Source organism: Ferrovibrio sp. GW821-FHT12B10, assembly GCF_058807515.1.
Window position 1 is genome coordinate 3,263,495 of sequence record NZ_JBXAQT010000001.1, and the last position, 23,891, is coordinate 3,287,385.

Genomic DNA, 23,891 nt, shown 5'->3' on the forward strand with positions numbered 1-23,891 from the left:
ATGGCCGCCGCCGGAACCACGCCCTTCATTCCGGTGCATCCCCCGCGCCATCCGGCGCGGCTGCCGCTGCTGACCTTCATCCGTAATTTCCGCAACAACGCGGTCAGCACCTATACGCAGCAGGCTTTCGAACGCGACATCCTGTCCTACCGCATCCTGTTCAAGCCGATGGTGCTGGCCAACCATCCCGGCCTGATCCGCCATGTCATGCTCGACAACGCCGAGAATTACGCGCGCGATCCGGTGGGCAAGCGCATGCTGGAGCCGGGCCTGGGCAAGGGGCTGCTGACCAGCGAGGGTGCCGATTGGAAGCGCCAGCGCCGCATGATGGCGCCGATCTTCCAGCCGCGCCGGCTGGCCGGTTTTGCCGATATCATGACAGCGCAGTCGCAGGCGCTGGCCGACCGGCTGCTGCAGCGGCCGGCGGGCACAGTTGTCGACATGGCCGAGCAGATGATGCTGCTGACGCTCGATATCATCGCGCAGACCATGTTCGGTGCCGATCCGGCCACCGATGTCTCGGCGGTGGGCGCGGCGATGGACCGCTATCAGGCCAGCGTGCGGCCCAATATCCCCGATCTGCTCGGCCTGCCGCGCTGGGTGCCGCGCCCCGATGCCGCGCAGGGCGAGCGCGCCCTGGCGGATATGGACCGCATCATTCGCGACCTGATCCGCCGCCGCCGCGATGCCGCCGCGGCCGGCGGCGATCTGGGGCAGGATCTGCTCGGGCTGCTGCTCGCCGCTGAGGATGACGACGCGACACGGCTGGATGACCGCGAGGTGCGCGACCAGATGGCGACGTTCTTCCTCGCCGGCCATGAAACCACCGCCACCGCGTTGGCCTGGACCTGGTATCTGCTGAGTCAGGCGCCGGCGGTTGAGACGAAGCTGCTGGCCGAGCTCGATGCCGTGCTGGGTGGGCGCGCGGCGACGGCTGCCGATTACGACAAGCTGGTCTATACGCGCATGGTGATCGAGGAGGCGATGCGCCTCTATCCGCCCGCGCATACCACCGCGCGGCAGGCGATCGCGGCGGACCGCTTCGGTGACCTGGCGATTGTGCCGGGCACCATCGTGGTGGTGTCGCCCTGGCTGATGCACCGGCACAGGCTCTATTGGCAGAACCCGGACGCTTTCGATCCCGAGAACTTTTCGCCCGACCGCAGCGCGCAGCGCCAGCGCTATACTTATCTGCCGTTTGGCGCCGGGCCCCGGATCTGCATCGGGCAGGGCTTTGCCATGATCGAGGCAGTGCTGATCCTGGCGACGCTGGCGCAAAGGCTGCGGGTGCGCTTGCAGCCGGGCGCAGAGGTGATGCCGGTCGCCCGCATCACGCTGCGGCCGTCGCCCGACCTGCCGATGATTGTCGACCCCAGAGCAACAGGACACCGATGATGAGTGCCGATCTTTGCTATCTTCCCGCCAGCGATCTGGTGGACGCCTATCGCGACGGTCGGCTGTCACCGGTGGAAGTGACGCAGGCGGTGCTGATGCGTGCCGCTGCTATCAATCCAAAGATCAACGCCTATAACCTGATCGATGCGGATGCCGCGTTGCGCGACGCCAAGGCTTCGGAGGCGCGCTGGCGCGCCGGCACGCCGCTCAGCCCCATCGACGGCGTGCCGGCCTCGATCAAGGACATCATTCTCACCAAAGGCTGGCCGACGCTGCGCGGCTCGAAGACCGTGGATGAAAAGCAGGACTGGAACGAAGACGCCCCGGTGACAGCGCGCCTGCGCGAAGCCGGCTGCGTCATCCTGGGCAAGACCACATCGCCGGAGTTCGGCTGGAAGGGCGTGACGGATTCGCCGCGCACCGGCATCACTCGCAATCCATGGGATGTGAACACCACGCCGGGCGGGTCGTCGGGCGGCGCATCGGCGCAGGTGGCGGCCGGCCTGGGCGCGCTCGCGGTCGGCACCGATGGCGGCGGCTCGATCCGTATCCCCGCCGGTTTCACCGGCATCGTCGGCCTCAAGCCCAGTTTCGGCCGCGTCCCTGCCGCGCCGCTCAGCCCCTTCGGCACGGTGGCGCATCTGGGCCCGATGACCAAGACCGTGCGCGATGCGGCGCTGATGCTGCGCGAGATGGCGCGCCCCGATGCGCGCGACTGGTTCGCGTTGCCCTGGCAGGATGTGGATTACACCGCCAACCTCAACATGGGCTTGAAGGGCCTGAAAATCGCCTACAGCCCGGCGCTCGGCTTCGCCAGGGTCGACCCAGAGATCGCAGCGGCGGTGGAGAAGGCGGCTGACCTGTTTGTCAGTCTTGGCGCCATCGTCGAGGAAACCGATCCGGGCTTCGACGATCCGGTCGAGATATTTCATGCGCACTGGTTCACCGGCGCCTTCAATGCGCTGTCGGCTCTGCCAAAGGAGAAATTCGCGTTGATCGATCCGGGTCTCGCGAAAACCTATGAGCGCGGCGCGGCCATCACCATGCCGCAATATCTCGCCGCCATGAATGCGCGCGGCAAGCTCGGGGTGCAGATGAAGCAGTTCCACGAGGAGTATGACCTGCTGCTGACGCCCAGCCTCGCCGTGCTGCCTTTCACCGCCGGCCGGCTCGCGCCCGAAAGCATGGGCGATGCCTACTGGACGGCCTGGACGCCATTCACCTATCCCTTCAACCTGACGCAGCAGCCGGCAATCTCGATCCCCTGCGGCTTCTCGAAACTCGGCCTGCCGATCGGCCTGCAGCTGGTCGGCCCGATGCATCGCGACGATCTGGTGCTGCGCGGCGCGGCCGCCTACGAGGCCGCCACCGACTGGCACACCAGACGTCCGCCGATTGCCTGATATGGATTGGGCATGAGCGACAACACTGTTCTTCTGAGCGTCACGCAGATGGGCAAGGCCGACCGGCTCGCCGTCGCGGGGGGTGTATCCAGCCTGACCCTGATGGAAGCGGCCGGTGCGGCGGTCGCCCGCGTGGTGCAGCGGCAGTATCCCGCCGGCCGTGTGCTGGTGCTGTGTGGCCCCGGCAACAATGGCGGCGATGGTTTCGTGGCGGCGCGCCTGCTGCAGGATGCAGGGCGCGAGGTTACGCTCGGCCTGCTGGGCGAACGCGCCGACCTGAAGGGCGATGCCGCAACGACGGCAGAGCGCTGGACCGGCCCGGTGCTGCAGGCCATCCCGGGTCTGGCCACCAATACCAGCGTGATTGTTGACGCGCTGTTCGGCGCGGGACTCAGCCGTGATCTGGATGGCGCGACGAAGGCGTTGATCGAAGCCGTGAATGCCTCGGGCAAACCGGTTGTTGCGGTCGATCTGCCCAGCGGGCTGCATGGCGATGACGGTCAGGTGCGCGGCGTTGCCATTCGGGCCGCGCATACGGTCACCTTCTTCCGGATGAAGCCCGGCCATCTACTGCTGCCCGGCCGCCTGCTTTGCGGCATGGTGCATGTCGCAGAGATCGGCATTCCCGCTACAGTGCTGGAGGCGATCCGGCCCCAGCAATGGCAGAACGATCCGGCGCTGTGGCGGGCAGCTCTGCCGGTGCCGCGCATCGACGGCCATAAATTCGCGCGTGGCCATGTGTTGATCCGCGGTGGCCGTCTGGCTGGCGCAGCGCGTCTGGCTGGTCATGCGGCTTTGCGCATCGGCGCGGGGCTGGTGACACTGGCGCAGCCGCGTGAGGCATTGCTGCAAGGCGGCCGACCGGATGCGCTGATGCGATTACCCTGCGAAGGCATTCCCGACTGGCGCGCGGCTTTGCAGGATGAACGGCGCAACGCGCTGCTGCTCGGCCCCGGCAACGGTATGTCGGATGCCACACGCAGCGCCGTGCTGGATGCACTGGCGACCAGGCGCAAAGTCGTGCTGGATGCCGATGCGCTCGGCGCCTTTGCCGATGATCCGAAGATTCTGTTCAAGGCGATGAAAAGCGGGACTGCGATCCTGACGCCGCATGACGGCGAGTTCGCGCGCCTGTTCCCTGACCTGGTGAAACGCCCCAGGCTGGACCGCGCCCGTGCGGCGGCGGACAGAAGCGGCGCGGTGATCGTGCTGAAAGGCGCCGATACGGTGATCGCTGATCCCGATGGTCGTGCGGCGATCAATGCCAATGCGCCGCCGGACCTTGCCACCGCAGGTGCAGGGGATGTGCTGGCCGGTTTCTGCGCCGGCCTGCTTGCGCAGGGTATGAATGTCTTCGATGCCGCTTGCGCCGCCGTCTGGCTGCATGGCGCGGCGGCAACTGAAGTCGGCGCGGGCCTGATCGCCGATGACCTGCCCGATGCGGTCAGGAAACCTTTGGCGGGTTTGCGCGGCGCATAATTTTCGCCAGCAACTGCAACAGCACGGCCAGCGCCACGCCGGCCAGCAGCGCCACGGTGATGTCGATCAGCACGGTCAGGATAAAAGTGACGGCCAGAACAAGCTGATCGCCGCGCGGCATGGCGAAGAAATGCCGCAGCTTCTCATGCTCGCTCATGTTCCAGGCTACGATCACCAGCACGCCGGCCAGCGCCGCCAGCGGCACCATGCCGGCGAGCGACGCCAGCAGCCACATGAACAGCAGCAGGAACAGGGCATGCAGCATGCCCGATATCGGAGTCAGCGCACCGGCCCGGATGTTGGTCGCGGTGCGCGCCAGCGCGCCGGTCGCCGGCAGGCCGCCGAACAGCGCGCTGGCGACATTGGCGATGCCCTGGCCGATCAGCTCGATATTCGAGCGGTGCCGTGTGCCGCTCAGCGCATCGGCGATCACGCAGCTCAGCAGGCTCTCGATGCCGGCGAGCAATGCGATGGTTATGGCGCTGGGTAGCAGGTCGATCAGGCGCTCGACGGTGATACCGTCGGGCAACTTCGGCAGGGGCAGGTGATGGGGTAGTGCGCCGAAGCGGCCAGCAATCGTCTCGACGGACAGCGGCAGCAGCAACGCCAGCAGCGTGGCAATCACGATGGCGATCAGCAGGCCGGGCCAGGTAGGCTTCCAACGGCGCAAGCCGATGATGATGCCCAGGGTCAGCAATGCGATGGCGGTGCTGGGGCCGTGGATGCTGGGTGCGGCCTGCGCGTAGTCATGCCATTTGTCGAGGAAGGCGGCCGGCAGCTTCGCCATCTCCAGCCCGAAGAAGTCCTTGATCTGGGTCGACAGGATGGTCAGCGCGATGCCGGCTGTAAAACCCGTAATGACCGGATGCGGGATGAAGCGGATCAGGCTGCCAAGCCGCAACGCGCCCAGCAGCACCAGCATGGCGCCAGCCATCAGTGTCGCGATCAGCAGGCCGTCATAGCCATGCTTTTCGATCACGCCGTAGACCACGATGATGAAGGCGGCCGTCGGTCCGCCGATCTGGTGGCGGCTGCCACCCAGGGCCGAGATCAGGAAACCGGCGACGACGGCGGTGAAAAGCCCCTTGTCGGGCGTGGTGCCCGAGGCGATGGCGATCGCCATCGCCAGCGGCAGCGCCACGATGGCGACCGTCAGGCCGCTGACCGCATCCTTGCGCAGGCTGGCGAGGCCATAGCCCTCGCGCAGGCAGGTGATCAGTTTCGGTACAAACATGCCTCTGCACGATCTGCTGTGGCGCACGATCTGCAATGACCATGCCTTTGAGTCGGGTGCGGTATTATAATACCGTAGTCATGACCCGGAAAGGGAGTTTATCACGTCTGTATACGAGTAATTGCAATATTAAAAACAACTAAAGAAAGAAATGAACCAAAATGAAGCGTTGCGAGTGATCCGGATCAAGGTGGCCCTGGGAGTTTTAAGACATCCTTGGGATGTCGGCGGATAGGGTCCGCTATAGTTCAGACGCGGTGTCAGAAGGCCCGCGCGGTGGAGAAGCCATGTCGATGATCCGCGTTTTTATCGGTTACAGCAGAGCCGCTCCGGTGGCCTCCAGCGTGGCCGCTCACAGCATCATTCGCCACAGCTCGGCTCCGGTGGCGATCACCCATCTGGCGCTGAACCAGCTGCAGGGCATCTACAAGCGGCCGCATGATGCCATGCAGTCGACCGATTTCTCCTTCTCCCGCTTCCTGACGCCCTATCTGGCCGGTTTCGAGGGCTGGGCGATCTTCATGGACGACGACATGGCCGTCGTCGACGATATTGCCAAGCTCTGGGCTTTGCGCGACGAGCGCTATGCCGTGCAGGTGGTCAAGCACAACCACGTGCCGGCCGAGGATGTGAAGTTCCTCGACAAGGTGCAGACCAAATACGAGAAGAAGAACTGGTCCAGCGTCATGCTGTTCAACTGCGCCCGCTGCACGGCGCTGACCCCTGATTACGTCAACACGGCGACCGGCCTGCAGCTGCATCAGTTCAAGTGGCTGGAGAATGACGACCTGATCGGCGATCTGCCGCATCGCTGGAACCATCTGGTCGATTACGATCCGCCGGCAAAAGATCCGGCGATCCTGCATTACACGATCGGCGGGCCGTTCTATGACGACTTCAAGGACTGCGGCTACAACGCGGAATGGTTCGCTGAGCGCGAAGCGGTGCAGCGGTGCGACCAGCGCACGGCGAAGAAGCCGGTGAAGTCGGCGTAACATCGCATGCACTAACCCTGCAGCGGTAATCCTGCTGGATAAGTTTCACAAGTCGGTTGGCTTGCTACAACAGCAAGGCAGAAAGCCAATCAACATGTGAGAACCCATGCAAAATATCGATACTGCCACCAACCGGACCCGCAACACGAAGCGGGCGGGCGAAACCGCTTACGACGGGCAGGATTACAGCCCGGACGTCCACGCTTTCATCGCCAGCAACTACACTGCGACGGCCGCCGCCGAGAATTTTGTCGGCACCGGTACGGCCACGGAATTCGACAGCGTCAGCTACCAGAATTCCACCGCTGGCGTGAATGCCAATCTCAGCACCGGCTTCGGCTCGGGTGGCTATGCGCAGGGTGACCGTTATACCGGCATCGAAACCCTGTTCGGCAGCAACCACGCCGACACGCTGACCGGCAACGATGTCGCCAACCGTCTCTATGGCGGCAGCGGCAATGACACGCTTATCGGCAACGGCGGCGACGATCTCTTGCTCGGCGGCGCCGGCGGCGACGTTCTGAACGGCGGTTCTGGCAACGACACCATCGACTATGCAGGTTCCGCCGCTGTCTTCATCGATCTAGGTGCCGGCTTCGGCTTCGGCGGTGATGCGACCGGCGATACCTATATTGGCATCGAGAATGTCACCGGCTCGCTCCAGAGCGACAGCCTGTATGGCAGCACCGGTGACAACATCATCCGGGGGCAGGATGGCGACGATGCCATCTTCGGCCAGGGCGGCAACGATACCCTGTATGGCGGCACTGGCAACGACAGCTACCACTTCCGGGCCGGCGCCGGCAGCGCGATCGTGAATGAGATCGGCAATGACGCCAATGACACCCTGGATTTCATCGGCATCTCGATTGCCGACCTGGTCCAGAGTCGGATCGGCGACGATCTCTGGATCACGCATTCCAGCGGTCTGGCCGTCGTGGTCACCGGCCAGTTCGCCGCCGCCGGCAGTCGGATCGAGTGGATCGCCACCAGCGAGGGCCGGTCGGCGCCGATCACGGGTCTTCTGCATGCCATGGCCAGCTATGCGCCCCAGGGTATGGGCGAGGGCAGCGGTCTGTTCAGCGACCTGGACGCCCAGTCTGTGGTTCTTGCGGCGGCAGTCTGAGCCGTCTCACATCGCCTTCGGGAAGCCCGGCCGTGAGGCCGGGCTTTTCTTTTGGGAAAACGCTGGTTTCTCAGGTATTTCCGCCCTATCCCGGCGCTTGCGGAAAACCGCCCAAAAGCCTCGCGCGGCCGTTTTGACCGTGCTATAGACTGCGCCTTCGCGCCGGCCCCGGTGCGGGTCGCGGGCGTGGTGGAACTGGTAGACACGCAGGATTTAGGTTCCTGTGCCGCAAGGCGTGTGGGTTCAAGTCCCTCCGCCCGCACCAGCTCCCCGCCGCTGGCACCACGATATTCTTAAGATAGAGACAGGTAATTCGGTCATGCAGATCACGGAAATCAGCGCCTCCGGCCTGAAGCGCGAATACAAGGTGGTTATCAACGCCGCCGCGCTGGAAAGCACCGTCAACCAGAAGCTGGAAACCATTCGCGGCCAGGTCAACATGCCGGGCTTCCGTCCGGGCAAGGCGCCCGCCGCGCTGGTGAAGAAGCAGTATGGTCGCGCCCTGCTGGGCGAGGCGATGGAAGAGTCGGTGAACAACGCCCTGCAGAAGACGCTGGAAGAGAAGAACCTGCGTCCGGCGCTGCAGCCCAAGGTCGATATCCAGTCCTTCGAAGAGGGCAAGGATTTCGAGTGCACCATCGCCATCGAAGTGCTGCCGGAAATCCCGGCTGGTGACTACAAGAGCATCAAGCTGGAACGTCTGGTCGTCGAGCCGGCCGAGTCCGAGGTGGACGAGTTCCTGAAGCGCCTGTCGGAGCAGCAGAAGACCTATGAAAAGGTCGAGCGCGCCTCGGCTGACGGCGACCAGGTCGTGATCGATTTCTCGGGCAGCGTCGATGGCGTGAAGTTCGATGGCGGCACCGCCACCGATTATCCGCTGGTGCTGGGTTCCAAGACCTTCATCCCGGGCTTTGAAGAGCAGCTGATCGGCCTGAAGGCCGGCGACGCCAAGACCGTCACCGTCACCTTCCCGGAGAATTACGGCAATGCCGAACTCGCCGGCAAGCCGGCGGAATTCGCCTGCACCATGAAGGAAGTCCGCGGCGGCCAGGCGGTCGTGCTGGATGACGAGATGGCCAAGCGCTTCGGCCTGCAGTCGCTGCAGGAGCTGAAGGACAACGTGAAGCGCGACCTGGGCCAGGAATACAAGAGCCTGTCGCGCATGAAGCTGAAGCGCGGCCTGCTGGATCAGCTGGCCGAGCAGAACAGCTTCGAGGTGCCGGACGGCATGGTCGACATGGAGTTCCAGCAGATCTGGGGCGAGATCAGCGCCGACAAGGCCCGTCTCGAAGCCGAGCTGGCCGAAGAGAAGAAGACCGAGGACGAGCTGAAGGGCGAGTATCGCAAGATCGCCGAGCGTCGCATCCGCCTCGGCCTGCTGCTGTCGGAAGTCGGTCGCGCCAACAATATTGAAGTGAAGCCGGAAGAAGTCACCCGCGCCATGATCGAGCAGGCCCGCCGGTTCCCGGGCCAGGAGCGTCAGGTGATGGAATACTTCCAGAAGAACCCGGAGGCCGCCAACAGCCTGCGCGCCCCGATCTTCGAGGACAAGGTGGTCGATTTCATCCTCGAGATGGCCACCGTGACCGACAAGCCGGTCACCAAGGAAGAGCTGCAGAAGGAGGTCGAGGCGGTCGCCTGATCGCCCGATCCCATTGTCGGACTGAGGAAAACGCCGGGCTTGCCCGGCGTTTTCTGTTTCCGGAGCGCTTTTCGTTGTCCTGTGATCGCCGCCCTGGGGGGCCAGCCATTGAAGGATGGCCCCGTCTGCGCCACATTAAGGGAACAAATTTCTCCGTTGCAGGGCGCGTCATGGAAAAGATGGTCGATACCTACATGAACATGCTGGTTCCGATGGTGGTCGAGCAGACCAACCGGGGTGAGCGGTCCTACGACATCTATTCCAGGCTGCTGAAAGAGCGAATCATCTTCATGGTCGGCCCGGTGAATGATGCCGTGGCCTCGCTGGTGACCGCCCAGCTGCTGTTCCTGGAAGCCGAGAATCCGAACAAGGAAATCTCGCTCTACATCAACAGCCCCGGCGGCCTGGTGACCTCCGGCATGGCGATCTACGACACCATGCAGTATGTCCGGCCGAAGATTTCGACACTCTGCATCGGCCAGGCTGCCTCGATGGGCTCGCTGCTGCTGGCCGCCGGCGAGAAGGGCATGCGTTTCTGCCTGCCCAACGCGCGGGTGATGATCCACCAGCCGTCGGGCGGCTTCCAGGGCCAGGCCTCGGACATCGAAATCCATGCCCAGGAAATCCTCAACCTGCGCACTCGCCTGAACGGCATCTACGCCCGGCATACCGGCCAGGACGTGGACAAGATTGAAACCGCCATGGAGCGAGACCGCTTCATGACTCCGGCCGAGGCGAAGGCCTTCGGTCTGGTGGACGAAGTGGTGGATCGTCGCCCTGAACCCGCGACCAAGAAGTAAGCCGCGGGATCTGCGGGATACGGTAGTTCCCGGCGCCCGGAGGCGCCGGTTTTCGCCGTTATCTCAAATGCTTGGCCGGCAGCCCGGCTTGCCGCCGCGTCAGCAGGCGTTAAATCATCGTAACGTGCCTCTTTTCCGGGGTTTCTGTGGAGCCAAACCGGCCCTATCTCCGTTGTGTGACGGGCGGTCGTTCCTTATGATGTTGATTCGATGGAATAGGGGCCTGCGTCGCCCGGCGCCGGCCCGCTCACTGGAGCGAGTATGACGAAATTGAGCGGCGGTGATTCCAAGAACACGTTGTACTGCTCGTTCTGCGGCAAGAGCCAGCACGAGGTGCGCAAGCTGATCGCCGGTCCGACGGTGTTCATCTGCGACGAGTGCGTCGAGCTCTGCATGGATATCATCCGTGAAGAGCATAAGTCGGCCCTGGTGAAGACCCGGGACGGCGTCCCGAGCCCCCAGGAAATCTGCCGCGTGCTGGACGATTACGTGATCGGCCAGAATCACGCCAAGAAGGTCCTGTCGGTCGCGGTCCACAACCACTACAAGCGCATCGGCCACGGCGGCAAGAACAACGACGTCGAGCTGGCCAAGTCCAACATCCTGCTGGTCGGGCCCACTGGCTGCGGCAAGACGCTGCTGGCCCAGACGCTGGCCCGCATCCTGGAAGTCCCCTTCACCATGGCGGACGCCACCACGCTGACCGAAGCCGGTTACGTGGGCGAGGACGTGGAAAACATCATCCTGAAGCTGCTGCAGTCGGCCGACTACAATGTCGAACGCGCGCAGCGCGGCATCGTCTATATCGACGAGGTCGACAAGATCAGCCGCAAGTCCGACAACCCGTCGATCACCCGCGATGTGTCGGGCGAGGGCGTGCAGCAGGCGCTGCTGAAGATCATGGAAGGCACGGTCGCCTCCGTGCCGCCGCAGGGCGGCCGCAAGCACCCGCAGCAGGAATTCCTGCAGGTCGACACCACCAATATCCTGTTCATCTGCGGCGGCGCTTTTGCCGGCCTGGAAAAGATCATCGCCGGCCGCGGCAAGGGCACCTCCATCGGCTTTGGTGCCGAAGTGCGCGGCCCGGACGAGCGTCGCTCCGGTGAAATCCTGGCCGAGGTCGAGCCCGACGATCTGCTCAAGTTCGGCCTGATCCCGGAATTCATCGGCCGCCTGCCGGTGATCGCCACCCTGAATGATCTGGACGAGCCGGCGCTGGTCGACATCCTGACCAAGCCGAAGAACGCCCTGATCAAGCAGTATCAGCGCCTGTTCGAGATGGAAGACGTCAAGCTCACCTTCTCCGACGAAGCCGTCGGCGCGGTGGCGCGCAAGGCGATCGCCCGCAAGACTGGCGCCCGTGGCCTACGCTCGATCCTGGAAGCCATCCTGCTCGATCCCATGTTCGATCTGCCGAACATGAACGGCGTCGAGGAAGTGGTGATTGCCCCCGACGTGGTCGAGGGCCGGGCCAAGCCGCTGCTGATCTACGCCGACCGCAAGCAGGAAGACGTCAGCGCCTGACGCCTGACCTGTCTCGGCATTAACCCTGTTGATAAGTTGCGGGCCGTCCTCAGCCGAGTGTCGGCCCGTAATGTTCCACGACGGGAAAAGGCTCGTAGAATCCATGCAGTAGGGCGCGCCAGCGCCGGTAATCCTCCGACTTGCGGAAACCGCCTTCATGGGCATCCAGCGTGTCCCAGGTCACAAGCAGCAGGAATCTGTGGGAGTTTTCCACACAGGGCCTTATTTCAGCATGACGGCAGCCGGGCTGTCGCCGGATCAGCGGCAAAGCCTCGCTGAGTGCGGACTTGAAAGCCTCGGTCTGGTTGGTTCGCACATCCAGCAGTGCAAGTTCTAGAATGCCTTCAGGTTGCGACTCGGGTTGTGTCATCGATACGCCTTTATGCCTTTTGTTGCAGGGACCATGGCTTGACGGACCTTGCCGGAATTCCCATCTTAATTGCTATCAGGCGGCCGTAGAGAGCGCCTCTTTCGGGCTCCCAGCCGACCTCCAGGAATGATGCCAATGTTTACATCGCCCCGCGCCCAAGTTTTCCCCGTCCTGCCGCTGCGGGACATCGTCGTGTTCCCCCACATGATCGTGCCGCTTTTTGTCGGCCGTGAGAAGTCGGTGCGGGCGCTCGAGGATGTCATGAAGGATGACAAGCAGATCCTGCTCGTCGCCCAGAAGAATGCCGGCCAGGACAACCCCAATCCGGAAGACATTCACAGCGTCGGCACCATCGCCTCGGTGCTGCAGTTGCTGCGTCTGCCCGACGGCACTGTGAAGGTGCTGGTCGAGGGCAGCCAGCGCGCCAAGATCACCAAGTTCAACGAGAACCCCGACTTCTTCCAGGTCCAGGCCGAGGTGGTCAGCGATGACTCCGGCGAAGGCCGCGAGATCGAGGCGCTGTCGCGTTCGGTGATCAACCAGTTCGAACAGTATGTGAAGCTGAACCGGAAGATCCCGCCCGAGGTTCTGGTCTCGCTGAATCAGATCGACGATGCCTCCAAGCTGGCCGATACGGTCGCCTCGCATCTGACCATCAAGATCAGCGACAAGCAGGAGCTGCTGGAAATCTCCAACGTGGTGGAACGCCTCGAGCGCGTATACGCCATGATGGAAGGCGAGATCGGCGTGCTGCAGGTCGAGAAAAAGATCCGCTCGCGCGTGAAGCGCCAGATGGAGAAGACCCAGCGCGAGTATTATCTGAACGAACAGCTCAAGGCGATCCAGAAGGAGCTGGGCGAGGGCGAGGACGGCCGTGACGAGGTGGCCGAGATCGAACTGCGCATCAAGAAGACCCGCCTCAGCAAGGAAGCCCGTGAAAAGGCTGTCGCCGAGGTGAAGAAGCTGCGGTCGATGAGCCCGATGTCGGCCGAAGCGACCGTCATCCGCAACTATCTCGATTGGCTGCTGTCGATCCCGTGGAGCAAGCGCAGCAAGGTCAAGAAAGACATCAAGAACGCCGAAAAGGTGCTGAACGATGACCATTACGGTCTGGAGAAGGTCAAGGAGCGTATCCTTGAGTATCTCGCCGTGCAGCAGCGCTCGGGCAAGCTGAAGGGCCCGATCCTGTGCCTCGTTGGCCCGCCGGGCGTTGGTAAGACCTCGCTGGGCAAGTCGATCGCCAAGTCGACCGGCCGCAACTTCGTGCGTGTGTCGCTCGGCGGCGTGCGTGACGAAGCCGAAATCCGTGGCCATCGCCGCACCTATATCGGCTCGATGCCTGGCAAGGTCGTCCAGTCGATGAAGAAGGCGAAGACCAACAATCCGCTCTTCCTGCTCGACGAGATCGACAAGATGGGCCAGGACTTCCGCGGCGATCCGTCCTCGGCGCTGCTGGAAGTGCTCGACCCCGAGCAGAACAGCACCTTCAGCGATCACTATCTCGAGGTCGATTACGATCTCTCCGACGTGATGTTCATCTGCACGGCCAACAGCCTGCGCATGCCGCAGCCGCTGCTCGACCGCATGGAGATCATCCGCATCCCCGGCTACACCGAGGATGAGAAGCTGGAGATCGCAAAGCGCCACCTGATCGACAAGCAGATCGAAGCCGCCGGCCTGAAGAAGGGCGAATGGTCGATCACCGATGAGGCCCTGCGAGACCTGGTCCGCTATTACACCCGTGAGGCTGGCGTGCGTTCGCTGGAACGCGAGCTGGCCAATCTGGCCCGCAAGGCGGTGAAGGAGATCCTGTCGAAGGGTGTTAAGTCGGTGAAGGTCACGCCGAAGAACCTCGACAAGTATGCTGGCGTGCGTCGCCATCGCTACGGCGAGGCTGAGCTTGAGGATCTGGTCGGCACCGTCACCGGTCTGGCCTGGACCGAAGTGGGCGGCGAGCTGCTGACCATCGAAGCGGTGATGCTGCCCGGCAAGGGGCGCATGACCATCACCGGCAAGCTGGGTGAGGTGATGCAGGAATCTGTGCAAGCCGCACGCTCCTTCGTCCGCGCCCGCGCGGTGGCCTTCGGCATCAAGCCGCCGATCTTCGACAAGCGCGATATCCACGTCCACGTGCCGGAGGGTGCGACCCCGAAGGACGGCCCCTCGGCCGGTGTGGCCATGGTCACCTCGATCGTCTCTGTGCTGACGGGTATCCCGGTCCGCAAGGACGTCGCCATGACCGGCGAAGTCACCCTGCGCGGCCGCGTTCTGCCCATCGGCGGCCTCAAGGAGAAGCTCCTGGCCGCCCATCGGGGCGGGATCAAGAAGGTTTTGATCCCCAAGGAGAACGAAAAGGACCTGGTCGAGATCCCGGACAACGTCAAAAAGGGCCTCGAGATCGTCCCGGTGGCGACCTGCGAGGAGGTTCTCAAGCACGCTTTAGTGGCGGAATTGAAACCAATTGAGTGGAACGACGTTGACGATCTGAACAAACCTGCGGTCGTCGAGCCGGAAGCGGAAGGCGATCGTGAGGGCATGGTCAAGCATTGACCTTCTGAAGCGGTTCGGAGGACGCCAGCGTGAACAAACAGGACCTGATGGCCCAGGTGCGGGATAGTGCCGGCCTCAGCAAGGAACAGGCCGAACGGGCTGTGGAATCGGTCTTTGAGCTCATCACCGAGGCGCTCCGCCGCGGCGATGAGGTCCGGATCGTGGGCTTTGGCAGCTTCTTCGTGGGGACCCGGGCCGCCAGCCCGGGCCGCAACCCGCGAACGGGCGAGCGGATCGACCTGCCACCGACCAAGCAGCCCAAGTTCCGTGCGGGCAAGACCCTGAAGGAAGCGGTCGGCTGAGGCCGGTGGTTTCTTTCTGACCCCACCATCACTGCAATCACCATTGGGCCGCGTCTCTTCCGGGAGGCGTGGCCCTTTGCTTTTGCCTGATGGCTGGGCAGTATCGCCTGAACCGGAAATAATCCGGGCAGGGACGGAAATTGCCGATGGGCGTGGATTATCAGAATCTGATTCTGGATTACCGGCGGTCGCCCGATCAGGGCGCTGCTGCGCCGGTGACGCATCCCGTCGTCGTGGTGGGTGCCGGCCCGGTCGGGCTGACTCTGGCCATCGACCTGGCGCAGCGTGGGGTTTCGGTCGTGCTGCTGGACGACAGCAACCGGCTTTCCACCGGCTCGCGCGCCATCTGCTTCGCCAAGCGCTCGCTGGAAATCTTTGACCGGCTCGGCTGCGGCCAGCGTCTGGTCGACAAGGGCGTATCGTGGAATCTGGGCAAGGTCTATTTCCGCGATGATCTTGCCTACAGCTTCAACCTGCTGCCCGAGAGCGGCCATCGCCGCCCGGCCTTCATCAATCTTCAGCAGTATTACGTCGAAGGCTTCCTGACTGATCATGCCGCCGCGCTGCCGGGCCTGGACATCCGCTGGCTCAACAAGGTGGTCGGCGTCACGCCGGCTGGGGACCATACCGCGCTCGAGATCGACACGCCGGAGGGGCGCTATCGTCTGCATGCGCGGTATGTGGTCGCCTGCGATGGCGCGCGCAGCGCCGTGCGCGGCCAGCTCGGGCTGGAAAGCAAAGGCCGGGTGTTCAACGACCGCTTCCTGATCGCCGATGTGAAGATGACGGTGGCCTTCCCGACCGAACGCTGGTTCTGGTTCGACCCACCGTTCCATCGCAATCAATCCGTGCTGTTGCACAAGCAGCCCGATGACGTCTGGCGCATCGACTTTCAGCTCGGCCGCGATGCCGATCCGGAGGCCGAGAAGCAGCCTGACCGCGTCATCCCGCGCATCAAGGCCTTGCTGGGCGAGGGCGTGGATTTCACCCTGGAATGGGTCAGCGTCTATACCTTCGCCTGTTCACGCATGGAGCATTTCCGCCATGGCGGTGTGCTGTTCGCCGGCGACAGCGCCCATGGCGTTTCCCCCTTCGGTGCGCGCGGCGCCAACAGCGGCATCCAGGATGCCGACAATCTCGCCTGGAAGCTGGCGCTGGTGCTGGCCGGGCAGGCGCCGGATGCGCTGCTGGATACATATGCGGCCGAGCGCGAGTTCGCCGCCGACGAGAATATCCTGCATTCGACGCGGGCCACCGATTTCATCTCGCCCACCAGCGCCATCAGCCGGGTGTTCCGCGATGCCACGCTGCAACTGGCGAAAGATTATCCCTTCGCGCGACGGCTGGTGAACAGCGGCCGGCTGTCGATGCCGGCGGTGCTGATACACTCGCCACTCAACACGCCCGATGCCGACCGTTTCGCCGGCCCGATGGTGCCGGGCGCCCCGGCCGTCGATGCGCCGCTGCGGATCGATGGCAGCGACGGCTGGTTCCTCGATCTCTTGAGCCGCGACTTCCTGCTGCTGCAGTTCGAGGGTGACGCCATCCTCGATAGTCCGGTGCCGGTGCTGCGTATCACGCCCGAGATGGACGCCGAGGGCCTGCTGGCGAAGCGCTTCGATGCGCAGGCAGGCACGGTCTATCTGCTACGGCCCGACCAGCATGTCTGCGCCCGCTGGCGCCGCTACGATCTCCGGGCCGTGCAGGCCGCCCTGAACCGCGCCACAGGTCAAGCATGACACTGAACACCGATCCCGCGATTGCCGAACCCGATGAATTCTACGCGGCCCTCATCGATATGCATCGCGGCCTGAGCCCTGAGCAGAGCGAGCTGGCCAATGCGCGGTTGATCCTGCTGCTGGCCAACCACATCGGCGATCTGGATGTGCTGAAAGAGGCGCTGGAGAAAGCGCGCGCCGGCCTTTAGGGCTTGTAGCCGAGCTGGGCCGAGATCTGGCCGGTGAATTGCCGCAGCGCCTGCGCATGCGGTCCGTCCAGCGTGACATCGATATTGCGGGTCGGGCCGATCACGGTGACGGCCAGCTGCAGATGGCCGCTGTGATTGAACACCGGCGCGGAGAGCGCGCTGATGCCCGGCACCGGCAGGTCGGTGGTGGCGGCCATGCCGGCCTTGCGCATGCGCGCCACTTCCTGCCACAGCGTTTCGCCCGAAATGGCGCCGACATCGCTCCAGCCGCGCTGCATGGCCAACAGTTCGGCATCGATCACCGGCTGCACCAGCTGCACCGGCAGCCAGGCGGCGAAGATCTTGCCGGTGGCCGTGCCGGTGACGGTGAACATACCGCCGGGCCGCACATTGGCGTGGATGTAGTTGGACGCTTCCTGCACCAGCACGATGGCCGGGCCATGGGTGCCCCAGACGGTGATCGCTACCATCAGGTTCAGGCTTTCGGCCAGCGCCGGCACGGCCTCTGCCGCCAAACGATACGGATCACTGCCGCGCAAGCGGGCAAGCCCCAGATGCAAAGCGAAGGGTCCAAGGCGGTAGCGGCCCGCAGCGTCCTGCTCGACCAGCTCGAGCTTGCGGAAGCTGGTGACATAGGCATGAGCCTGGCCCGGGGTGATCTCGGTGCGGGCCGCGATGTCACGCAGCATCATCGGCTGTTCGGTCTGGGCCAGCAGGCCGAGGATGCGCCCGCCGATCTCCACCGACTGCACGCCGCGGCCGGCGATGCGCCCACGAGCATCATTGGGCGCATCGTCGTCGCCGCTATAGAGCGGCACGACAGTGGAGGGTGAGGGCGAATCAGGCATGACGCCCGATAGTATCACCCGGCGATGCCGGCGGCATGCCGCCCGGCGATGTAGCCGAAGGTCATGGCCGGCCCCAGCGTGATGCCGCCGCCGGGATAGTTGCCCCCCATGATGCTGGCCATGTCGTTGCCGGCGGCGTAAAGCCCGGTCACCGGCCGGCCATCGCCGTCCAGCACGCGGGCCTGCGCATCGGTCTTGAGTCCGGCGAAGCTGCCCAGATCGCCAATCACGACCTGAACCGCATAGAACGGTCCGGTGCTGATCGGCGCGAGGCAGGGATTGGGCGTCACGGTCGGATCGCCGAGATAGCGATTGTAGGCCGTGCTGCCCTTGTGGAATTGCGGGTCCTCGCCTTTGGCGGCATGGGTATTGTAGTCGGCGACGGTCTTTTCAAACGCCGCTGCGTCGATGCCGCAGGCTCGCGCCAGCTCGGCCAGGGTGCGGCCGCGTTTGAGGTAACCGTTGGCCAACTGATGCGACAGCGGCACCGGGAAGGGCTTCACATGGCCCAAGCCGTATCGGCGCAGCGTCGGGTGATCGGTGATCAGCCAGGCGCAGACCTCGCCGCTTTGGCCTTTCGTCGCCTTGACCAGCGCCTGGCAGAAATCGTGATAGCAGTTTCCCTCGTTCACGAAGCGCGTGCCGGCGCGCGTCACGGCAATGACACCGGGCTTGGCGCGATCGATGAAATGCGGGAAGGGGCCGATGCTGCCGTCGGAGCGCGGCACGCGGCTGACCGGCACCCAGGCGGCGGCATTGGGCAATTCATCGGCGGTGGTGGCGCCAAACGGCTGGGCGAGTTTGATGCCATCGCCCGTGTTGCTTTCGGATGCCGGCGACCAGTGTTCCGTGCCGGTCGGCGCATGCGGATAGAGTTTTGCGCGGCGCGCAATGTCATGCGGGAAGCCGCCCGTGGCCAGCACCACGCCTTTAGCAGCATTGACCTGCACCGGGCCATCCTGCGTGTTGACGATCGCGCCGGTGACAGCGTCGCCATCGCGTAGCAGTTCGCCGGCTGGCGCATTAAGCCAGAGCGGGATGCCGAGATCGAAGGCGGATTTCGCCAGCCGACCGGCCAGCGCATTGCCGTTGGTCAGGCGCATGGCGCGGCCGTGCAGCGCGAGGTCGCGCAGGTATTTCACCAGCAGTTTCGCCACATAGGCGGCCGAGACGATACTGCGGGTGACGTTGAAGAAATGCAGCAGCTCCTTGCCCGAACCGATCATCATGCCGACAAAGGTGATTTCCTGCAGTGGCGGACGCAGTGCCTTGATGTTGTCGCCCAGCTCACGTCCATCATAGGGCGCGGCGCAGATCGAGCGGCCGCCGGTCAGCGCACCCGGCTGGTCGGGGTGATAGTCGGAGAATTGCGGCCCCAGCACGAACTGCACGTCGGTTTTCTGTTCGAAGAAATCGACCATTGCCGGGCCGTTGTCCAGAAAGGCATCGACGCGAGCGGCATCGAAATGGTTGCCGGCCTCGGCCTGCAGATAGGTGCGGCCCTGCGCCTTGCTGTCCTGGAAGCCTTCGCGCGCCGCCAGCGGGTTGGCCGGAATCCACAGCCAGCCGCCCGAACGCGCGGTCGTGCCGCCATAGACGGACTCTTTCTCGACCACCAGAACATCCAGGCCATGCAGTTTCGCCGTGATCGCCGCCGCCATGCCGCCGGCGCCCGAGCCCACCACCAGAAGATCGCAGCTATGGGTTTTCATCATCTACTCCTCAGACGGTCAGGAAGCCGCCATCGACCGGCAGCATCGCGCCGGTGACGTAACTCGACATGCTTGAGGCCAGGAATAGCACCGGCCCCACCAGTTCTTCCGGCTTGCCGGTGCGGCCCATCGGCGTATGGGCCATGAAACGGCCGATGGCGGCGGCATCATTACGCGTGGTTTCGGTCATTGGCGTCTCGATCACGCCGGGTGCGATGCCGTTGATGCGGATGCCGTCCGGTGCCAGCTCGGCGGCCAGGGCGCGGGTGAGCTGCAGCACCGCACCCTTGCTGGCGGTGTAGGTGCTGCTGCGTGGGCCAGTGGCGAAGCTGTTGATCGAGCCGAGATTGACCACGCGGCCCTTGGTCTGGCGGAGCTGGGGCAGCAGCGCGCGGATCATGTTTTTCATGCCGGTGGCGTTCACCGCCAGCGTCTGCTCCCAGTGCCGGTCGTAATCCGGATCGTCGATGGCGACGCGGCGGATGATGCCGGCGTTGTTCACCAGCACGGAGCAGGGCGCGCCCAGTTCAGCCTGGGCTGCGGCGGCGAAGGCAGCGCATTGCCCGGCATCGGCGACATCCAGCCCGGTGGCGCAGGCTTTGCCGCCAGCGCGCCGGATCTCGTCGGCTACGGCGGCTGCCCCGGCGGCGTTGACGTCGCCCAGCGCCACCGCAGCGCCCTCCCGGGCCAGCCCGAGCGCGATAGCCCGCCCATTGCCCTGGGCCGCCCCGGTGACGACAGCGATATCGCCTTGAAATAACTGGCCCATTTCGGCCTCCGGCTTGTACGTTTCCATCCCGTAATTCGCTTATTGCGAATTAGTTCGTTATTTCATACTATGAACCGGCTCACGAGGCAATCGCATTGCTTTGGGGTTAGGGAAACAGCCGGCGCAAAGTCGGCATAAGGGCGTAACCCGCCCGGGAGGAAACGATGACAAGGACCACGTCTTCCGTGGCGTGCCTGGCCCTGCTGGCCGGCGCCGTTCTGGCTCTGCCCGCGCAGGCGCAGATTTCCGACGATGTCGTGAAGATTGGCGTACTGACCGACCTGTCGAGCTGGGGGCGCGACAACAGCGGCCCCGGTTCGGTGGAAGCCGCGAAGATGGCCGCCGAGGACTTCGGCGGCACGGTCGCCGGCAAGAAGATCGAGATCATCGCGGCCGATCACCAGATGAAGCCCGATGTGGGCCTGCAGATCGCGCGCGAGTGGTATGACATCGGCAAGGTCGATGCGATTGCCGACGTGCCCAACTCCGCCATCGGCATTGCCGTGCACAATCTGGCGCGTGAAAAGAACAAGATCGCGCTGCTGTCCGGCCCGGGCTCCAGCGACATCACCAATAAGCTGTGCAGCCCCAACACGGTGCATTTCGCCTATGACACCTATGCGCTCGCCAAGGTGACGGCCAGCGCCATGGTGCAGGAAGGCGGCAAGAGCTGGTATTTCATGACGGCTGACTATGCCTTCGGCCATGCGCTGGAAAAGGATGCCACGACCTTCATTCAACGGTCGGGCGGCAATGTGATTGGCCGGGTGCTGCATCCGACCGGCACCAATGACTATTCCTCCTTCCTGCTGCAGGCCCAGGCCTCCAAGTCGAATGTCATCGGCTTCGCCAATGCTGGCCAGGATGCGGTGAATGCGCTGAAGCAGGCGGCCGAGTTCGGCGTCGGTCGCGGCAAGGACCAGCGCATCGTCTCGCTGCTGATGTTCGACACCGACATCCATGCCGCCGGCCTGCAGAACGCCCAAGGCGTGCTGATGACCACGGCCTCCTACTGGGACATGAATGCGGAAAGCCGCGCCTGGTCGGATAAGTTCTTCAAGCGCACGAATGTGATGCCGTCGATGATCCATGCCGGCGTCTACGGATCGGTGTTGCATTACCTGAAGTCGATCAAGGAAACCGGCAGCGACGATCCGGCCAAGGCCATGGCCAAGATGCGCGAGCTGCCGATCAACGACGTTTTCACCAAGAATGCCAAGCTGCGCGAGGACGGCCGCGTGATCCGCGACATGTACCTGGCCCGGGTGAAGGCGCCTGCTGAGTCCAAGAAGCCGTGGGATTACCTGGAAATCGTGCGCACGGTGAAGGGCGAGGACGCCTATCGCCCGGTCGCCGAGTCGGAATGCCCGTTGCTCAAGAAGAGCTGAGTACGCTTAAATGCCCCGGCGGGCCGTCCAAAAAGGCGGCCCGCCAATATTTCAGGGAGACCAGCCCATGTCGTCAAAGCCAGCATTCGCCTCCACCGCCGATACCGAAGACAAGGTCGTGTCCTTCACGCAGCTGGGCGAGGGGTTGTATGCCTTCACTGCCCAGGGCGATCCCAATACCGGCGTGATCATCGGCGATGATGGCGTGATGGTGATCGACACCCAGGCGACGCCCAAGATGGCGGGGCAGGTGATCGAATATATCCGCAAGGTGACGGACAAGCCGATCAAGTATGTGCTGTTGACGCATTACCATGCCGTGCGCGTGCTGGGCGCGTCCGCTTACAAGCCCGAACAGGTGCTGGCCTCCGAAGCCACGCGCAGCCTGATCGTCGAGCGCGGCAAGGAAGACTGGGATTCCGAATACGGCCGCTTCCCGCGCCTGTTCCAGGCCGCCGAAAGCATCCCGGGCCTGACCTGGCCGACCATGACCTTCCCGCAGAAATTCACCCTCTACATGGGCAAGCGCCGCGTCGAGATCATGCATCTGGGTCGTGGCCATACCGCCGGCGATACGGTGGCCTGGGTGCCCGATGCCGGCGTGCTGTTCTCGGGCGATTTGGTAGAATATCACTCGGCCTGCTATTGCGGCGACGCCCATTTCAAGGACTGGCCGCGCACGCTCGACAAGATCGGCGAGTTCAATGCCAAGGCGCTGGTGCCCGGCCGCGGCGACGCGCTGAGCAACCCCAAGGAAGTGGGAGGCGGCCTGCAGCTGACCCGAGACTTCCTTACCACGCTCTATGGCTCGGTTTCGGAATCAGCCGCGAAGGGATTGCCGCTCAAGGAGGCTTTCGACCGCTGCAACGATGCGATGCGGCCGCGCTTTGGCAACTTCGCCATTTTCGAGCATTGCCAGCCCTTCAACGTGGCGCGCGCCTATGACGAGGCGCTGGGTCTGGATCATCCGCGCATCTGGACGGCTGAGCGCGACATCCAGATGTGGGCGAGTCTGAACGCCTAAAGCATCTCGAGCGACTGCGGACCCGTCGGTTTCGGGAAGGCCTTGTCCAGCGCGGCGAGGTCTCCGGCCGTCAGCGTTACGTCGAGGGCGGCGCGGTTATCGCGCACATGCTGCTCGGCTGTAGCCTTCGGGATGGCGATGACACCTTCCTGCCTTAGCAGCCAGGCCAGCGCCACCTGCGCCGTGGTCGCCTGATGATGCGCGGCGACCCCCAACAGGGTCTTGTTCTTCAGCAGTCGGCCCTGCTCGATGGGTGAATAGGCCATCACCGGCATGCCCTGTTTCTGGCTGGCGGGCAGCAGGTCGTATTCGATGCCGCGCCGCGTGAGGTTGTAGAGCACCTGGTTGGTGGCGCAGGTCTTGCCCTGTGGCAGCCTGTGCAGCTCCTGCATGTCCCGCGTGTCGAGGTTGCTGACGCCCCAATAGCGGATCTTGCCGACGGTTTTCAGCTCCTCGAAGGCGGCGACGGTATCGGCCAGCGGATGCGATCCGCGCCAGTGCAGCAGGTAGAGGTCGATGCGATCAGTGCCCAGCCGTTTCAGGCTGCGCTCACAGGCCTGCACCGTACCGCGCCGGCTGGCGTTGCTGGGCAGAACCTTGCTGACCAGGAAGACCTCGTCGCGTCGGCCTTTGATGGCCTCGCCGGTCAGGCTCTCGGCGCCGCCATCGGCATACATCTCGGCGGTATCGATCAGCGTCATGCCAAGGTCGAGGCCGAGCTTCAGGGCATTGATCTCCGCGCTGCGCAGCTTCGGCTGCTCGGCCATGTTCCAGGTGCCCTGGCCAAGCGCCGGCACGCGTTCACCGGAAGGCAGCGTGACAGTGGGGATGGATGCTGTCGTCATAACATGCTCTCAGAAAGAGACGTGTAACGACAGGCTATCGACGACCCCGCCTAAAGGGAAGAGGGAGCTTAAAGCGAAGAGCCGCGTCCGTCGATGTGATTGGGCACCATCTTGCCGCGGATGTATTTTTTCACGATGGTGTCATCGGCCGGATAGTTCTGCGGCTGCATGGTGGTCATATGCGCCAGCACGCATTTCCACACGCCATGCTCCAGAAGATAGGTATCGACATAGTAGCTCATGCCGGTCACTTCGGCGCCGTCGCGCATGCGGATCGACTTGTTGACGGAATAAACGAAGGCAACGTTGCCGAAGATGGAAATCTTCTCGTTGCGATAATCCCAGTAGAGGATCACATCCGGATCGAATCCGGTCGCCCAGGATTTCAGGTAGTCCTGGCGGTTCATGCGCAGACCACTCTGCGTCAGGCACTCGAAGCGCTCGTGGAGAATCGCATCATGCGAAGCCACGTCGTTGGTGACGAAGTTATGGATGAAGCGTGCGTTCAGGGTCTGCAGGACAGACAGGGCATCATTGCTCATGTGGTTTCCCCGGGAT

21 protein-coding genes and 1 tRNA gene are annotated in these 23,891 nt (G+C 63.8%); 15 read left to right on the forward strand and 7 right to left on the reverse strand.

All coding sequences use genetic code 11. The features are described 5' to 3' along the window. The 3 genes from AC1RRT_RS16285 to AC1RRT_RS16295 are packed head-to-tail and all read left to right on the forward strand — an operon-like array spanning window position 1 to window position 4,277. Complete coding sequence (locus AC1RRT_RS16285) at window positions 1–1,395, forward strand: cytochrome P450 (protein WP_493014860.1); 1,395 nt, start codon at window positions 1–3, stop codon at window positions 1,393–1,395. Beyond that, window positions 1,395–2,798, forward strand: a complete 1,404-nt coding sequence (locus AC1RRT_RS16290) for an amidase (protein ID WP_493014861.1) — start codon at window positions 1,395–1,397, stop codon at window positions 2,796–2,798. Before AC1RRT_RS16285 ends, AC1RRT_RS16290 begins: the two co-directional genes overlap by 1 nt. Before the next feature lie 12 nt (window positions 2,799–2,810). Continuing rightward, a complete protein-coding gene (locus tag AC1RRT_RS16295; protein ID WP_493014862.1) occupies window positions 2,811–4,277 on the forward strand; it encodes an NAD(P)H-hydrate dehydratase in 1,467 nt (488 codons plus the stop codon). Here AC1RRT_RS16295 and AC1RRT_RS16300 read toward each other — a convergent pair. Continuing rightward, window positions 4,243–5,511: a SulP family inorganic anion transporter gene (locus AC1RRT_RS16300; protein ID WP_493014863.1), complete on the reverse strand. Its 1,269-nt coding sequence runs from the start codon at window positions 5,509–5,511 to the stop codon at window positions 4,243–4,245. The genes AC1RRT_RS16295 and AC1RRT_RS16300 overlap by 35 nt on opposite strands. A 287-nt stretch (window positions 5,512–5,798) precedes the next feature. Between AC1RRT_RS16300 and AC1RRT_RS16305 the strand changes: the two genes are divergently transcribed. The 6 genes from AC1RRT_RS16305 to clpX all read left to right on the forward strand — a co-directional run bounded on the left by AC1RRT_RS16305 (window position 5,799) and on the right by clpX (window position 11,598). Continuing rightward, window positions 5,799–6,506, forward strand: a complete 708-nt coding sequence (locus AC1RRT_RS16305; RefSeq protein ID WP_493014864.1) for a hypothetical protein — start codon at window positions 5,799–5,801, stop codon at window positions 6,504–6,506. Between the two features lie 106 nt (window positions 6,507–6,612). Beyond that, window positions 6,613–7,632 (forward strand): calcium-binding protein, encoded by a 1,020-nt coding sequence (locus tag AC1RRT_RS16310; protein ID WP_493014866.1) that lies wholly within the window; start codon window positions 6,613–6,615, stop codon window positions 7,630–7,632. A gap of 180 nt (window positions 7,633–7,812) precedes the next feature. Next, window positions 7,813–7,897 (forward strand) — tRNA-Leu (locus tag AC1RRT_RS16315). A 54-nt stretch (window positions 7,898–7,951) separates the two neighbouring features. Then, entirely contained in the window at window positions 7,952–9,274 is a 1,323-nt protein-coding gene (tig, locus tag AC1RRT_RS16320; protein ID WP_493014867.1) for a trigger factor, read from the forward strand. 179 nt (window positions 9,275–9,453) lie between these two features. Beyond that, on the forward strand, window positions 9,454–10,074 hold the full coding sequence (gene clpP, locus AC1RRT_RS16325) for an ATP-dependent Clp endopeptidase proteolytic subunit ClpP (protein WP_493015187.1): 621 nt from the start codon (window positions 9,454–9,456) through the stop codon (window positions 10,072–10,074). A 261-nt stretch (window positions 10,075–10,335) separates the two neighbouring features. Further along, window positions 10,336–11,598, forward strand: coding sequence for an ATP-dependent Clp protease ATP-binding subunit ClpX (gene clpX / locus AC1RRT_RS16330; protein WP_493014868.1), 1,263 nt, complete (start codon window positions 10,336–10,338; stop codon window positions 11,596–11,598). A gap of 49 nt (window positions 11,599–11,647) precedes the next feature. Here clpX and AC1RRT_RS16335 read toward each other — a convergent pair whose 3' ends face one another. Further along, complete coding sequence (locus AC1RRT_RS16335) at window positions 11,648–11,968, reverse strand: antibiotic biosynthesis monooxygenase family protein (RefSeq protein ID WP_493014869.1); 321 nt, start codon at window positions 11,966–11,968, stop codon at window positions 11,648–11,650. Between the two features lie 135 nt (window positions 11,969–12,103). Between AC1RRT_RS16335 and lon the strand changes: the two genes are divergently transcribed. The 4 genes from lon to AC1RRT_RS16355 all read left to right on the forward strand — a co-directional run bounded on the left by lon (window position 12,104) and on the right by AC1RRT_RS16355 (window position 16,747). After that, window positions 12,104–14,518 (forward strand): endopeptidase La, encoded by a 2,415-nt coding sequence (gene lon, locus AC1RRT_RS16340; protein ID WP_493014870.1) that lies wholly within the window; start codon window positions 12,104–12,106, stop codon window positions 14,516–14,518. A 29-nt stretch (window positions 14,519–14,547) separates the two neighbouring features. Next, window positions 14,548–14,820: an HU family DNA-binding protein gene (locus AC1RRT_RS16345; RefSeq protein WP_492980875.1), complete on the forward strand. Its 273-nt coding sequence runs from the start codon at window positions 14,548–14,550 to the stop codon at window positions 14,818–14,820. A 146-nt stretch (window positions 14,821–14,966) separates the two neighbouring features. Continuing rightward, a complete protein-coding gene (locus tag AC1RRT_RS16350; protein ID WP_493014871.1) occupies window positions 14,967–16,559 on the forward strand; it encodes an FAD-dependent oxidoreductase in 1,593 nt (530 codons plus the stop codon). Beyond that, entirely contained in the window at window positions 16,556–16,747 is a 192-nt protein-coding gene (locus AC1RRT_RS16355) for a DUF2783 domain-containing protein (protein ID WP_493014872.1), read from the forward strand. The genes AC1RRT_RS16350 and AC1RRT_RS16355 overlap by 4 nt, the downstream gene beginning before the upstream one ends. Here AC1RRT_RS16355 and AC1RRT_RS16360 read toward each other — a convergent pair. Genes AC1RRT_RS16360 through AC1RRT_RS16370 form a run of 3 tightly spaced genes read right to left on the reverse strand, consistent with a single transcriptional unit; the run spans window position 16,744 to window position 20,076 of the window. Further along, entirely contained in the window at window positions 16,744–17,595 is an 852-nt protein-coding gene (locus tag AC1RRT_RS16360; protein ID WP_493014873.1) for an IclR family transcriptional regulator, read from the reverse strand. The genes AC1RRT_RS16355 and AC1RRT_RS16360 overlap by 4 nt on opposite strands. Before the next feature lie 14 nt (window positions 17,596–17,609). Beyond that, the gene (locus tag AC1RRT_RS16365; protein ID WP_493014874.1) at window positions 17,610–19,307 is read right to left on the reverse strand and encodes an FAD-dependent oxidoreductase; all 1,698 of its coding nucleotides are present in this window, start codon (window positions 19,305–19,307) and stop codon (window positions 17,610–17,612) included. A 10-nt stretch (window positions 19,308–19,317) separates the two neighbouring features. Then, a complete protein-coding gene (locus AC1RRT_RS16370) occupies window positions 19,318–20,076 on the reverse strand; it encodes an SDR family NAD(P)-dependent oxidoreductase (RefSeq protein ID WP_493014875.1) in 759 nt (252 codons plus the stop codon). Between the two features lie 164 nt (window positions 20,077–20,240). Between AC1RRT_RS16370 and AC1RRT_RS16375 the strand changes: the two genes are divergently transcribed. Together AC1RRT_RS16375 and AC1RRT_RS16380 are read left to right on the forward strand one after the other, a co-directional pair. Further along, window positions 20,241–21,464: an ABC transporter substrate-binding protein gene (locus AC1RRT_RS16375; protein ID WP_493014876.1), complete on the forward strand. Its 1,224-nt coding sequence runs from the start codon at window positions 20,241–20,243 to the stop codon at window positions 21,462–21,464. A gap of 67 nt (window positions 21,465–21,531) precedes the next feature. Then, window positions 21,532–22,488, forward strand: coding sequence for an MBL fold metallo-hydrolase (locus tag AC1RRT_RS16380; protein WP_493014877.1), 957 nt, complete (start codon window positions 21,532–21,534; stop codon window positions 22,486–22,488). On the opposite strand, the gene AC1RRT_RS16385 is transcribed toward AC1RRT_RS16380, so the two are convergent. Next, complete coding sequence (locus AC1RRT_RS16385) at window positions 22,485–23,333, reverse strand: aldo/keto reductase (protein ID WP_493014878.1); 849 nt, start codon at window positions 23,331–23,333, stop codon at window positions 22,485–22,487. The genes AC1RRT_RS16380 and AC1RRT_RS16385 overlap by 4 nt on opposite strands. 68 nt (window positions 23,334–23,401) lie before the next feature. After that, the gene (locus AC1RRT_RS16390) at window positions 23,402–23,875 is read right to left on the reverse strand and encodes a nuclear transport factor 2 family protein (protein WP_493014879.1); all 474 of its coding nucleotides are present in this window, start codon (window positions 23,873–23,875) and stop codon (window positions 23,402–23,404) included. Between the last annotated feature and the right edge of the window lie 16 nt (window positions 23,876–23,891).